Annotated in this window: 8 protein-coding genes and 1 pseudogene; 4 read left to right on the forward strand and 5 right to left on the reverse strand. The window is 71.2% G+C overall.

Going from position 1 to position 11728, the window contains the following annotated elements; translation table 11 throughout:
• The first annotated feature begins 244 nt into the window (after window positions 1–244).
• Window positions 245–1051 carry a phosphodiesterase gene (locus ACFWU9_RS32270; RefSeq protein WP_384324622.1) on the forward strand — a complete coding sequence of 269 codons (807 nt, stop codon included), beginning with the start codon at window positions 245–247 and terminating at the stop codon, window positions 1049–1051.
• Here the strand turns inward: ACFWU9_RS32270 and ACFWU9_RS32275 are convergent.
• The 4 genes from ACFWU9_RS32275 to ACFWU9_RS32290 all read right to left on the reverse strand — a co-directional run bounded on the left by ACFWU9_RS32275 (window position 1048) and on the right by ACFWU9_RS32290 (window position 7825).
• On the reverse strand, window positions 1048–2628 hold the full coding sequence (locus ACFWU9_RS32275) for a rhamnulokinase family protein (RefSeq protein ID WP_384324623.1): 1581 nt from the start codon (window positions 2626–2628) through the stop codon (window positions 1048–1050). The two genes, ACFWU9_RS32270 and ACFWU9_RS32275, sit on opposite strands and share 4 nt — an antisense overlap.
• A gap of 30 nt (window positions 2629–2658) precedes the next feature.
• Window positions 2659–4716 (reverse strand): bifunctional aldolase/short-chain dehydrogenase, encoded by a 2058-nt coding sequence (locus tag ACFWU9_RS32280; protein WP_384324624.1) that lies wholly within the window; start codon window positions 4714–4716, stop codon window positions 2659–2661.
• Window positions 4717–4969: 253 nt separating this feature from the next.
• Complete coding sequence (locus ACFWU9_RS32285; RefSeq protein WP_384324625.1) at window positions 4970–5797, reverse strand: nucleotidyltransferase domain-containing protein; 828 nt, start codon at window positions 5795–5797, stop codon at window positions 4970–4972.
• 168 nt (window positions 5798–5965) lie between these two features.
• Window positions 5966–7825 carry a hypothetical protein gene (locus ACFWU9_RS32290; RefSeq protein ID WP_384324626.1) on the reverse strand — a complete coding sequence of 620 codons (1860 nt, stop codon included), beginning with the start codon at window positions 7823–7825 and terminating at the stop codon, window positions 5966–5968.
• 350 nt (window positions 7826–8175) lie between these two features.
• On the opposite strand from ACFWU9_RS32290, the pseudogene ACFWU9_RS32295 reads away from it, so the two are divergent.
• Window positions 8176–8571 (forward strand): annotated as a pseudogene (locus ACFWU9_RS32295) (hypothetical protein); the annotation flags it as partial.
• Window positions 8572–8954: 383 nt separating this feature from the next.
• Window positions 8955–9359 (forward strand): nitroreductase family deazaflavin-dependent oxidoreductase, encoded by a 405-nt coding sequence (locus tag ACFWU9_RS32300; RefSeq protein ID WP_384324627.1) that lies wholly within the window; start codon window positions 8955–8957, stop codon window positions 9357–9359.
• A 107-nt stretch (window positions 9360–9466) separates the two neighbouring features.
• Here ACFWU9_RS32300 and ACFWU9_RS32305 read toward each other — a convergent pair whose 3' ends face one another.
• Entirely contained in the window at window positions 9467–10354 is an 888-nt protein-coding gene (locus ACFWU9_RS32305; protein ID WP_384324628.1) for an LLM class F420-dependent oxidoreductase, read from the reverse strand.
• A 402-nt stretch (window positions 10355–10756) separates the two neighbouring features.
• On the opposite strand from ACFWU9_RS32305, the gene ACFWU9_RS32310 reads away from it, so the two are divergent.
• A complete protein-coding gene (locus ACFWU9_RS32310; protein WP_384324629.1) occupies window positions 10757–11629 on the forward strand; it encodes an FkbM family methyltransferase in 873 nt (290 codons plus the stop codon).
• The last annotated feature ends 99 nt before the right edge of the window (window positions 11630–11728 follow it).

Genomic DNA, 11728 nt, shown 5'->3' on the forward strand with positions numbered 1-11728 from the left:
AGGGGGCCGGCGGCGCGGGTCAGCGACAGCGACAACAGAGGGCGGGCGGGGATCCCACCCGGCCGCGGCGCAGCAGGAAGCTGAGGCCGCGAGGCGCGCACTCACCGCGAGGGCCGCTGTGACGCGGCTCCCCTGCACGGTGGTTCGAGTACGGACCCATGGCAGGCACCGTACCTCAGCCAATGTCCCGGCGACATCGGTGGAACGGACGGTGGGCGTCGGCACGTCCGGGCAGTGTGGGCCCATGGCCCTCTCCGTCGCGCACCTCAGTGACCCGCACCTCACGACCGGCCCCCTGGGCGGCGCACCCGCCGAGGGGCTGAGCCGGGCGCTCGGACGCGTGCTCGTGCTCGATCCACGGCCGGACTGTGTGGTGATCACCGGAGACCTCGTGGAGCGGGGAAGTCCGGACGAGTACGAGGTGCTGCGCGAGGTGATCGGACGCTTCCCGCTGCCCCTCTTCCTGGTGCCGGGCAACCATGACGAACCCGGCGCCCTGCTCGGCGCGTTCGGCGGGTCCGCGCTGATGGGCGGGGCCCACCAGGCGTACTACGCGGCCGAGTTGCCCCGGCTCACTCTCGTGGCCCTCGACTCCTCGGTGCCGGGAGAGGGCGGCGGGCGTCTCGGACCGGGCCAACTCGCCTGGCTCGACGAGGTCCTGGCCCGCAGGGCGGACGTCCCGGCGTTCGTGTGTCTGCACCATCCACCGGTGCCGGTCGGCATCCCCTTCCTGGACGGGATGCGGCTGGCCGACGGCGACGCGCTCGCCGAGGTGCTGGTACGGCACCGGAACGTCGCCCGGGTGCTCGCGGGCCATGTCCACCGCCCGGTGACGACGGCGTACGCGAACAGCACCCTCGCCGTCGCACCCAGCACCTATCTCCAGAGCGGGCTCGTCCTGCGCGAGGGCGTTCCCGACTACCTTCCTGAGCCGACGTCCTTCCTCCTCCACCTGCTCGCCGGCACGTCCTGGCTCACCCACACCGTGCCGGTCAGCCACACGGCGGGTCCGGTCGGCGGGTACCAGGCCGGACCGGCGGCCAGGCCCTAACCCCGCCCACCGCCGGGTGCGTCGAGTCCGACGCGGGCCGCCGCCTCCGACCACGCGCGGGCGTCGCCGCGCGGCTCGTACCGGCGCAGCCGTTGCGTTCGCGCCACCAGTCGGCGCATGTCCGCGCGGTCTCCCACGAGGCCCCGCGTGCGCGCCTGGACGAGGACGTTGCCCAGCGCGGTGGCCTCGGCCGGGCCCGCCACCACCGGCAACCCCGTGGCGTCGGACGTCAGTTGGCAGAGCAGCCGGTTACGGCTGCCGCCCCCCACCAGATGCACGGTGCGGATCTCCGTGCCGGACAGCTCGGCCGCCGTACGCAGCGTGGCGCGGTGCGCCAGCGCGAGGCTCTCCAGTACACAGCGGACCGTCGCCGCCTGATCGACCGGCGGTCGCTGTCCCGTACGGGCGCAGTACGCCGCGATACGGGCCGGCATGTCGCCCGGCGTGAGGAACGACGGGTCGTCCGGATCGACCAGCGCGGCGAACGGCCGGGACCGGGCCGCCCCTTCCAGCAGCGGCGCCAGCTCGGCGGGCAGCCCACGGTCCGCCCAGGCACGCCGGCTCTCCGACAGCAGCCACAGCCCCATGACGTTGCGCAGGAACCGGTAACCGCCGTCCAGCCCCAGCTCGTTGCTGAAGTTGGCGGCCCTGGAAGCCTCGGTGACCACCGGCTCGTCCAGTTCCAGACCGGCGAGCGACCACGTACCGCACGACACGTAGGCGAAGCCCGGCCCGGTCGCGGGCACGGCGGCCACCGCCGACGCCGTGTCGTGCGAGGCCACGGCCGTGACGGGGGTGGACTCCGGCAGCCCGGTCCCGGCCGCCACGTACGGCAGCAGCGTCCCGGCCGGGTCCCCCGGACGCCGGATCGGCGGGAACAGGCTCCGGTCGATGCCCAGACGTTCCATGAGCGCGTCCGCCCAGTCGCCCGCGCGCGCGTCGAACAGCCCCGTGGTGGAGGCGTTGGTGGCCTCCGCGCCGACGCTGCCCGTGAGCCAGTGCGTCAGCAGATCCGGAATCATCAACAGGGTCCGCGCGGCGCCCAGTTGAGCGTCACCGGACGCCGCCGCGAGCTGGAACACCGTGTTGAACGGCAGATGCTGCAACCCGGTGATCCGGTACAGCTCCCCGGCCGGGACCGTCTCCCACACCCGTTCGCCCACACCCTCCGTACGGGTGTCGCGGTAGTGGTACGGGTTGCCGAGCAACTGCCCGTCCGCGTCCAGCAGACCGTAGTCCACCGCCCAGCTGTCGATCCCGATCGAGGCGATCCCGCAGCCGTGGGTACGGGCCGCGCGGCCGAGTCCGTCGAGCACCCCTTGGAAGAGCGCGAGCACGTTCCATCGCAGACTGCCCGGCAGACGCACCGGCCGGTTCGGGAAGCGGTGGACCTCGGCCAGGTCGAGCGTCCTCCGATCAGCCCCGCCGGCCCTGCCCTGCCCGCCGGCCCCGCCCACGCGCCCCGCCATCACCCGCCCGCTGGTCGCGCCCAGGTCCACCGCGAGGAAGACCGGAGCGTCCCCGTCCGGCGCGGCGGTGCGCGGCTGCTCCGGCTTCGGTTCGGTGCCGTACGACATGGCGGTGACCCCCGGCTCTCTCTCGGCGCCTCAACGCAGGAACGCCGCGGCGACACCCGCGTCGACGGGAATGTGCAGCCCGGTCGTGTGCGTGAGATCGCCGCCGGTGAGCGCGAACACCGCGTTCGCCACATGCTCGGGGAGCACCTCGCGCTTCAGCAGCGTCCGCTGGGCGTAGAACTCGCCCAGCTTCTCCTCCGGCACTCCGTACACCGCCGCCCGCTGCGCCCCCCAGCCCGCGGCGAAGATCCCGGACCCGCGCACCACCCCGTCCGGGTTGACGCCGTTGACCCTGATCCCGTGCTCACCCAACTCGGCCGCCAGCAGCCGGACCTGGTGCGCCTGGTCGGCCTTGGTCGCCGAGTAGGCGATGTTGTTCGGGCCGGCGAACACCGCGTTCTTCGAGGTGATGTAGACGATGTCACCGCCCAGCCCCTGCCCGGTCATGACCCGCGCCGCCTCCCGCGAGACCAGGAACGAACCGCGCGCCATGATGTCGTGCTGGAGGTCCCAGTCCCGCGCCGTCGTCTCCAGAAGCGGCTTCGAGATCGAGATACCGGCGTTGTTGACGACCAGATCCACTCCACCGAAGGCGAGCACCGCCTCCCGGAAGGCCCCGGCGATCGCGTCCTCGTCCGTCACGTCGACGGTGACCGCCAACGCCCGGTCCGGGCCGCCCAGTTCACCGGCGACCTCCGCCGCGCCCGCCGTGTTCACATCGGCGACCACCACGCACGCGCCCTCGGCCGCCAGCCGGTGCGCGACGGCCCTCCCGATACCGGACCCGCCACCCGTCACCAGCGCGACCCGTGTCGCCAGCGGCTTCGGGGCGGGCATCCGCCGGAGCTTCGCCTCCTCCAGTGCCCAGTACTCGATACGGAACTTCTCCGCCTCGTCGATCGGCGCGTACGAGGAGACCGCCTCGGCGCCCCGCATCACATTGATCGCGTTGAGATAGAACTCTCCGGCCACCCGCGCCGTCTGCTTGTCCTTGCCGTACGAGAACATGCCCACCCCCGGCACCAGCACGATCGCCGGGTCGGCGCCGCGCATCGCGGGCGAGTCGGCGTCGGCGTGCCGGTCGTAGTAGGCGGCGTACTCGGCGCGGTACTCCTCGTGCAGACGCGCGAAGCGGGCCGTCACCTCGTCGAGCGGCGCGGACGCGGGCAGATCGAGGACCAGCGGCCGGACCTTCGTACGAAGGAAGTGGTCCGGGCACGAGGTGCCGAGGGCCGCCAGACGCGGGTGCTCGGCGCGTGCCAGGAAGTCCAGAACGGGAGCGCTGTCGGTGAAGTGCCCCACCTGCGGCCGGTCCGTCGAGGCCAGCCCGCGCAGCAGCGGGGCCAGCGCGGCGGCGCGGGCCGGCCGCTCGTCGTCCGGCAGCGCCGCGTACCCGTCCAGGAGAGGGCCGAAGGGCTCCGGCTTACCGCGCTCGACCAGAAATCGCTCGGCCTCCCTGATGATGGTCAGTGAGTTCTCCTCGCACTCTCGCGAGGTGTCGCCCCACGCGGTGATGCCGTGGCCACCGAGCACACAGCCGATGGCCTGGGGGTTGGCGCGCTTCGTCTCGGCGATGTCCAGGCCGAGTTGGAAGCCGGGACGGCGCCAGGGCACCCAGATGACACGGTCGCCGAAGCACTCCGCCGTCAGGGCCTCGCCGTCGGCCGCGCAGGCGAGCGCGATGCCGGAGTCGGGATGCAGATGGTCGACATGCGCGGCGTCCACCAGCCCGTGCATGGCGGTGTCGATGGAGGGAGCCGCGCCGCCCCTGCCGTGCAGGCAGTAGTCGAAGGCGGCGACCATCTCGTCCTCGCGCTCCACGCCCGGATACACCTCGGCGAGCGCGCGCAACCGGTCCAGCCGGAGCACGGCGAGACCCGGCCCGGTGAGGGTGCCCAGGTCCCCGCCGGAGCCCTTCACCCACATCAGCTCGGTCTCGGCGCCGCTCACGGGATCGGGCGCCAGACCCTTCGCGGAGGTGTTCCCGCCCGCGTAGTTGGTGTTGCGCGGGTCCGCGCCGAGGCGGTGCGAACGGGCCAGGAGCTCGACCGAGGGCAGGGGCTGAGCGGTTTCGGGGGAGGGCGTCATCAAGAGGCTTCCTTCGATCCCAGATCGATGAATGAATCGATTCATTGAGAAGGTAGGCGGCGGCGCGGACGCGTGTCAAGGTTGGGTCCGGCCTCACAGCCGTACTCGCGCTTTCGGCTGAACCGTTCCAGGTCAGACGCCCTCGGCCGTCACCGCGCCCTGCTCACCGCGCCCTGCCGACCGTGCTCCGCCCACCGCGCGAGAGCCGAGGGGGCGGACGCCCGCGATCCGCCGCCCCGCGACGCCGCGGAACTCACCCCTTGGCCAGCAACTCGGCTATCTCCTCGTGCAGTTGGAGCGGCAGCCGAGTGCCCCAGCGCTCCGCCGCCTCCGCCGCCAGATCCCGGCTCCACCGCCAGCTCTCCACGGCCGCCACGCGCACCTCGGCCGGGAGCCCGCCGCCGGTCGTCAGGAGATGGCGGGCGCGGTCGGCCTCCGGGATGTCCCGCTCCAGCGCACGGCTCGGCGTCAGCCAGTGCGCCGTCGAACCGCGCAGCAGTCGGCACAGCTTCAACTGGAGCGGTGCGACGACGGCGTGCAGCAGGTTGTACGCGCGCGCGGACTCGCCGCGCGCGGCCACATGAGCCAGCATCAGCGTCCAGTTGGCGAGCTCGTCGCACAGCTCCTGCGCCGTGGACACCGGCTCCGGCGGCCGGAATTCGGCGAGCCGCCGGGCTGCGGCGGTCAGCCGCCCGCCCCGGTCGAGCAGGACGGCGGATCCGGGATCGGGGAGATGCACCGACCCCTCCCACGAAGCGATCAGATCGATACCGGGACCCGCCGCGTCGACATGGAACTCCCCGCGCATGAGGTCGTTGAAGACCACGGCGAGGATGCCGTGCATATTGATGTGGGCCAGCTTCAGAGGGGCCAGCCTCTCGACGAACTCACGCCCGTCGAAGGTCTCCACGTGCTCGTCCCGTACGAAGAGATACGCGTCGATGTCGGAGTGCGCGTCCGACTCCCCGAGGGTCCAGGACCCGTACAACAGCACGCCGTCCAGGCGTGGTTCGGCCTCGGCGAGCTCACGCAGCCGTGCGACGCGGCGGTTCAGGACGGGGGAGGGCGATACGTAGGGCATGGGCAGGTCTCTCCTGGGCTCGGACGACGGCACACGAACGCGGCCCGGTGGCTGCCGGGCCCTCGGGTCGTGGTCTCGGACCACGCTCGTGTGCCGCTCAGGTCATACCCATGCCAGGGATCCTAGAGGACGCGCCCCGGGCGTCCACCGGGTCGGCCATCGGGTCGTCTACCTGGAGAGCAGTGGCTCCAGCGGCTCCAGGGACGGGAGAGGGAAGTCGGGGAGGTCCGGCAGGTCGGGGATGAGCGGCGGGACGCCCAACGGGTCCGTCTCGACGACATAGCTGCAGTACGTGTACGAGTAACCGGACTCGACCGACATGCCGTCCGTCGTGCTCGTGACGTCGTCCGCCGCGTCCCCGGAGTGCTTGAGGAGGAAGTGGTAGTCACCCACGGGCAGTCGCAGCGTTTTCCTCGGGTAGTTCTTGCCGGAGTCCTTGCAGGCCCTGCCGGCGGCGCCGTAGGTGGAGTAGTTCACACAGCCGTCGCACGCCTTGATCTTGACCGTGCCGGTCACGGGTCCGGTGTAGAGGATCTCCACGGCGTCCGACGCGTCGTTGCTGATCACCACCTCCAGCCGGGGACCGCCCGGCGCGCCCGAGGGCGGCAAGCGGTTGCCGGCCGCGGCACGCTTCGTGGCGATCTCGGCGGCGATGGAGATGTCCCGCGCCCGGTCCAGACGCGGGCTGTTCTTGTAGGTGGACCTGAAGGACGTCAGTGTCTCCAGGGCGAGGTCGAACTTCTTGTCCTTGAACTGGTCGACACCGCACGAGTAGGTCCCGGACTCCACGGCCGACGCGGCCCTCTTCTTGAGGGCGGCCGTGTCCGTTTCGAAGGAGGCGACCATAGTGGAGATGTTCTCGAGCTCGGTGGTGGACGCGCACGGATCGGCGCCGCCCAGCTTCCCGGAGCGGTCCTTGATCGCCGCGTCCACGGCCGGGGTCACCGCCGCAGCCTGATCGGATTCGGGGAACGTCGAGATCAGTTCGGCCAGTTCACCACCGTCGCTGACCGGACTGCCCGGGGCGAGTCCCAGCTTGCCGCACTCCAGGAGCGAGGTGGCCAATGGCCGGTCCGGCCAGGTGGCCAGCTTGCCGAGCAGCTCGCGGTCGACCGAATCGGGCACGTCGCGCAGGTACTTGAGAGCGTCGACGGCGTCGCAGTAGTCCTTGTCCTTGTACGGGACGGACACCGCGTCGTAGAACGTGGCGAGCCGCTCGGGCACGAGCTTGCCCGCCCTCGAATCCCTCTCGTTCTCCCCGAGTTGCCGGTAGACGCTGAGGGCTGCCGTGAACCCCACACTCTTGTCCTCGCTGCTGCCGCCGTTCGCGCGCGTCGTCTCGACCTTCCTGTCGGCCTCGGCGAGCCGGTCGAGCAGCATCCTCTCGACGGCCTCGTCCCGCGCCGCCTCGTAGGCGATCGCCCCGCCCACGGGTATGGCGAGCAGGACAAGAGCCAGGGCGACGGCCGCGGCGGGCCGCAGGGCCGGGAGCGCCAACGGCGGTCGTGCGACGGGGACACGGGCGCGCCGCGCGCCGTCGAGGGCCGCCGCGATCAGTACCAGGGCGTAGAGGGCGACGAGCAGACCTGGCGCGCCGTTGGTGTCGGCGGGCAGCACGAGGAAGAGGAACAGCCCGGTCGCCGCCAGATTGAGCGCGAGCCGGAGCCAGTCGCGGATCAGGGCGTAACCGAGCCCGAGGCCGGTGAGGTTGAGGAGGGCGACGGCGGCGACATGACCCGTCGGGGGAGGCGGGCCGGTCGGCGCCGGGGGAACGGAGGGCGGCGGCGGGGGGAAGCCGAAGACCGGCGGCTGCTCCGGGGGCGGCGGTGTCGTCGGAGGGTGGGCCGGCGGCGTCGGGGGCGGTGATGCCGGCAGCGGTGTCAGCGGTCGCGCCGGTACCGTCGGCGGCACGGGGTCGCCGGGTCCGCCGCCACTTGTCCCCGGGGCGGTCGCGTCCGGCTCTCTGCCCGCTTCGGAGCCCGCGCTCCCGCCCGTCCCTTTCTCGTCACTGTCTCTGCCGGTCGACATGTGCCCCCCTGTGGTGTTGTGCCGCAGTGTCCCACTGCTACTTCATAGAGTGAACGTCAAGGTCGGTGCCGTGCAAGGCAGTTGGGGAATGATCGCTCGATCCTCCTGGCGCCCCGGACTCTCGCCGGGCCACCGAATTTCGGCCGAGGAGTTGGATTAATCCACTCGAACTCTGGCGAGAATGATGCCGTGGCAGTGAGTCGGCGAACTACATAATAATATGTTGGGGCGCTCCTAAAGATCATCGATTCTGCTCTCCGGGATTCGCCCCGCCACCGCGCACTGTCAGCACACACGGCAATATGTCCCAGGCCACCGGGCCACCAATGAACGGCGCGAGGAGAGCGGCCGTGCATGATGAATTCCTGTGCCATGTCACCGCCTACGGAGTCAGTGGCGGTCAGCGTATAGGCGTACCCCTGGGAACGTATCGCGCACCCACTCTGTCACTTGCACTGTGGTGGTTACGGGACCGGGCGACATGGATAGCGGAACGTCTTGATCCGAGCCCCGACAATGGCAAATTTCCCGCCCAGGCGCTGGCCCCGCTGGCGGACAATGTCCCTGACGTGCCCCAGATGCTGCGGGCCTGGCGCGACAATCGCGCCCATCAGGACCGGGTGGCCGAACATCTGGCGGCGGGACTGCTCATTCGTGTGGCCACGCGCGACGAAACCACCGAATACGAACTCCTCGCGGAATCCGTCGACGCGCTTCGCATGGACCGCGCCAGCCCCTCGCTGCTCGACGAGACGGAAATCCGTGACGCCTACGCCGACGCGCACGCGTACGGACCGGCCCCGGTCGGCGCGGAGCATCAGTACGGGAGTGAGTACGGGTACGCGTACGCATATGTGAAGCCTTCCGAAGGCGCCGGGAAATGGCATACGGCCGACGACTCCTTCGCCGACACGTTGCAACTGGGCAGGCTCTCCCCCTAATCGGGGGACCGGCGCATCGGAATAACTTCTTCCGGACCGCTGTTGTCCGTCTGCGCACACGTGGCGCGCGGTGCGCCACGTGGCGGTGGCTATCGCGTGGACGTTGCTACGGTCGGATTCGCACGAGCCCGGGGGCTTCCCCGCGCGGGGGCGTTCCGGGCGGAGCGAGACCCAGAAGGAGACGGCAGATGCTGTACGGCAAAGAGCATGTGAAGCGCTACCAGGAGACGGACGGCGAGGTGGGACACGAGTGGGAGAACGGCACGACCACGCTGATCCTCACCACCACCGGGCGCACGAGCGGCGAGCAGCGCAGCACCCCCCTCATCTACCGCCCCCACGGTGACGACGTGATGGTCGTCGCCTCCCACGGCGGCGCCGAACTGCCTCCGCAGTGGTACCGCAACATCCAGGTCGACCCCGAGGTCCAGGTCCAGGTGAAGGGCGACCGCTACACCGCCCGCGCGCGCACCGCGACCGCGGAGGAGAGGCCGGAGCTGTGGCGCCGGATGGCCGAGGTCTGGCCCGCGTACGACGACTACCAGACCAAGACGGACCGCGAGATCGCCGTGGTCATCCTGGAACGCGTCTGAGCGTTCCGCCCCGCGCGCCGGCCGCCGCAGAGCGGCCGGGCGCGGTCTTCGCTTCCGTGAAGAAGCCCGCCCGCACGCGCGGGCGGGCCTCTTCCGTCGCGGCCCCGTCAGCTCCGCGGTGTCAGCTCCAGCGACTCGGCCAGCGCCCGCCACTCGGTGAGCGGGAGATGCCTTCTCCGGTCGCCCGACAGCACCTGGAGCGCCAGATGGTCGGCGCCCGCGTCCAGGTACTCCTCCACACGTGCCCGCACCGTGTCGGCGTCGCCCAGCGCGAAGAGCGCGGCCAGGAGCCGGTCGCTGCCGCCGTCCGCGAAGTCGCCCTCGGTGAAGCCGAGGCGGAGCAGGTTGTCGGTGTAGTTGGGCAGCTGGAGATACATCGAGATCATCCCGCGCGCGACGGCACGGGCCGCGACGATGTCCGTGTCGAGTACGACGGTGAGTTCCGGCGCGAGCAGCGCGTCCGGCCCCAGCACGGCCCGGGCCTCCGCCGTGTGTTCCACGGTGACGAGATAGGGGTGTGCGCCGGCCGCCCGCTTGGCCGCGAGCTTCAGCATCTTGGGGCCGAGTGCGGCGAGGACACGCCCCGACGCCGGTACCGGGGCAGCCGCCGCGTCCAGCGCGTCGAGGTACTCGACCATGGTCGAGTAGGGGCGCGCGTAGTTCGGGGTGGAGCTGTCGTGACTGACGCCGAGACCGAGGACGAAGCGCCCCGCGGCGTCCTGCTGGAGCCGCGCCGCCTGCTCGGCGACCGCTTGGGCCCGGTGCTCCCAGACACTGAGGATGCCCGTCGCGACGGTGATGTGGCGGGTCGCCTCGACGACGGGAGCGACCTGGTCCAGCGACGGGCTGCCGCCCACCCAGATCGTTCCGTAGCCGAGCGCGTCGAGTTCGGCGACGGCGGCCGAGACCGCCGCGCGGGCGTCGGGGTCCGAGGGGTGCAGGGCCGAACTCCAGATACCGATCCGGCCGAAACGTGCGTGATTCACAGAGGGCATGTCGAAAACGTAACCCAGGGGTGGTCCGCCGGGGTGCTACGTCGCCTGCCCGCCCGGACGGCGTCGGCGTGGGTCCCGGAGGTGTCACCGGGCAGGGAGCGCGACCTCTCGGAGGTGCGGGGGCCGGGCGGTCGAACCGGGCGCCCGCCCCGGGCGTCCGTGACCACCACTTCGGGAGGTTTCGCGGGGCCCTTTTCGGCCGCCCCCGCCCCCTCGGTCGTGACGGGATGGTTCCCCGCCCGTTCATCAAACCAACATCCGCCGCTCACTCGGTGTCGACAACATCGCCCTACCCCCCCGGCCGTCTGAACGACATATAGGAGCCCCGTGAAGATCCTCCGCAAGTTCTCATCAAGCGCGAGCGCCGGAAGGCCGCGGCCGGGCCGGCCGGCCGGTGCGCGAGTGGGTACCCGGATTCGCGATCTCGACGAGGCGAACCGCCGGACCGAGGAGGAGGCGGCACGGGTCAGGCCCGTCACCACGTCCGACATCCTCACCAAGCACCGCAAGGGCTTCCCCCATCACGGCTGGGTCGAGATCGACTCCGAGCACTGTCCGCCGTTCGTCATGTTCTGCGCCAACGACGAGGCCGTCGCCCTCGACACCGTGTGGAACGGCCGCTTCGGTTACGAGTCGGCGAGCCTGCACCACTGGAGCCGGCTCGCCGCCACCAGCCGTACGATTTTGGACATCGGCGCGCACGTCGGCTACTACGCGATGATCGCGGCCCTGTCGGCGCCCAAGGCCACGGTGCACGCGTTCGAGCCGGTTCCGCCGATCCACGCGCGGCTGGCCGTCAACCACCGGGCGAACAACCTCAAGAATCTCGTCCTGCACCAGAACGGCGTCTCGGACCACAGGGGCACCGCGGACATAAACATCCGCTTCCCGCTGTCCAACCTGCTCTCCACGGGCTCCTCGCTGGAGGAGTTCACCAAGCCGCCGGCCAGCGCGTTCACCACCCGCGTCCATCTCCTCACGGTGGACGAGACTCTCGGGGACACCCCCGTCGACCTGATCAAGATCGACGTCGAGGGCCATGAGCCGAGCGTCCTGGCCGGAGCGCGGGGCGTCATCAAGCGAGACCGTCCGGTCATCATCCTCGAAGCGCTGCACAAGACGCTGCTCGGCAAGCTCACCGAGCCCTTCGAGGGACTCGACTACACCTTCCGCTGGATCTCGGAGGCCGACGGCCGTCTGGTCCCCATCACCGGTGACCGCCCCGAGAAGAGCCGCAACCTGATCTTCGCGCCGAAGGAGCGGGAGTACTCCTGACCCGCTCGACGGCCTGCCGCCCCGGTCCCGGCATGGCGCCGCCCCGGCACGGGCGGTGACGCTCGTGCCGGGGCGGCTGGTCGGCAGACCCGGCCGGCC

It is taken from the genome of Streptomyces sp. NPDC058653, from assembly GCF_042716895.1.
In the GTDB taxonomy this organism is placed as follows: Bacteria; Actinomycetota; Actinomycetes; order Streptomycetales; family Streptomycetaceae; genus Streptomyces.